Below are 1,791 nucleotides of genomic sequence, written 5' to 3'. Positions count from 1 at the left end.
GTCCCGCGGGCCGCGAGGTGCGGTTCCGGAAGAGCTCGGGCGATTAGTGCGGCTCGGCTGAGGCTGTCGCCAGCCTTGCACCTGCCGTCTATCGACCAGGTAGTCTACCTGGGCCCTTACCGGAAGGAGAACTAATCCCTGGAACGGCTTCCCGCTTAGATGCCTTCAGCGGTTATCCGCGCCGCACGCGGCTACCCGGCCGTGCCGTTGGTCGACAACCGGTTCACCGGAGGTGCGTCCACCCCGGTCCTCTCGTACTGGGGGCAGCCTCCATCGATTCTCCTGCGCCCACGGAGGATAGGGACCGAACTGTCTCACGACGTTCTGAACCCAGCTCGCGTACCGCTTTAAACGGCGAACAGCCGTACCCTTGGGACCTGCTCCAGCCCCAGGATGCGATGAGCCGACATCGAGGTGCCAAACCTTGCCGTCGATGTGGACTCTTGGGCAAGATCAGCCTGTTATCCCCGGAGTACCTTTTATCCGTTGAGCGACGGCCCACCCACTCGGGGCCGCCGGATCACTAGAGCCTGCTTTCGCACCTGCTCGGCTTGTGGGCCTCGCAGTCAAGCCCGCTTGTACTCTTGCATTCAAAAGGACGGTTGCCGACCGTCCCGAGCGGACCTTCGCGCGCCTCCGTTACCCTTTAGGAGGCGACCGCCCCAGTCAAACTGCCCGCCTGGCACGGTCCCCGAGCCGGTTGACGGCCTCGGGTTAGGACGCCGGTCGCGCGAGGGCAGTATTCCAAGGGCGGCTCCCCGGGGGCTGGCGCCTCCGGATCGATGCCTCCTGCCTATCCTCTACACGCGGGACCAGCGGCCAATGCCAAGCTGCAGTGAAGGTTCACGGGGTCTTTCCGTCCTTCCGCGGGTAAGTCGCATCTTCACGACCAGTGCAATTTCACCGGGTCCATGGTCGAGACAGCGCCCAAGTCGTTGCGCCTTTCGTGCAGGTCGGAACTTACCCGACAAGGAATTTCGCTACCTTAGGACCGTTATAGTTACGGCCGCCGTTTACCGGGGCTTGGCTTCGGGGCTTCGCGCGATGCGCTAACTCCTCCGCGTGACCTTCCGGCACCGGGCAGGCGTCAGACCCTATACGTCGCCTTGCGGCTTCTGCAGAGTCCTGTGTTTTTGGTAAACAGTCGCTTGGGCCTCTCCACTGCGGCCCGCCTCCGCTCCCGGAGCAAGTCCGTTCACGTACGCGCGGGCACCCCTTCTCCCGAAGTTACGGGGCCATTGTGCCGAGTTCCTTGACCATGGTTGACCCGATCGCCTCGGTATGTTCTACCCACCCACCTGTGTCGGTTTGCGGTACGGGCGCGCACGCGCCTGCCTAGGGGTTTTTCTAGGGACCTCGGGCTCACTCGCTTCGCTTAAGTGCTTCGTCCGGAGCCTCGCCCTCCTGCGGACCGGATTTCCCTGGTCCGCGGGCCGCGCTCCATCACGGGGACGTCCAGAACCCCGCCGAGCCACCCCCATCCGTCGCCCCGTCGGTCGTAGCGCCGCGTGCGCGGTGCAGGAATGTCTGCCTGCTGCGCGTCGGCTACGCCTTCCGGCCTCGCCTTAGCCCCCGACTGACCCTGGGAGGATTAGCCTTGCCCAGGAAACCTCGGGTTCACGGCGGACGAGTTACTCTCTCGTCTCTCGCTACTCATGCCAGCATTCTCACTCCCATGCGCTCCACCGCCGGTCGCCCGGCGGCTTCCCCGCCCATGGGAAGCTCCCCTACCGATTCTATATAGATAAAATCCCGCCGCTTCGGTGTCCAGCTTAGCCCCGTGTATTGTCG

1 rRNA gene is annotated in these 1,791 nt (G+C 64.2%); it reads right to left on the bottom strand.

What is annotated here, in order from left to right:
• Positions 1 to 23: 23 nt before the first annotated feature.
• Positions 24 to 1,791 (bottom strand): 23S ribosomal RNA (locus DW180_RS10060); the annotation flags it as partial.

The organism is Collinsella sp. AM16-21 (assembly GCF_003471905.1).
Classification (GTDB): Bacteria; Actinomycetota; Coriobacteriia; order Coriobacteriales; family Coriobacteriaceae; genus Collinsella.
Note: the sequence above shows the minus strand (reverse complement) of the source record. Positions and strands in the feature narration are given on the sequence as shown.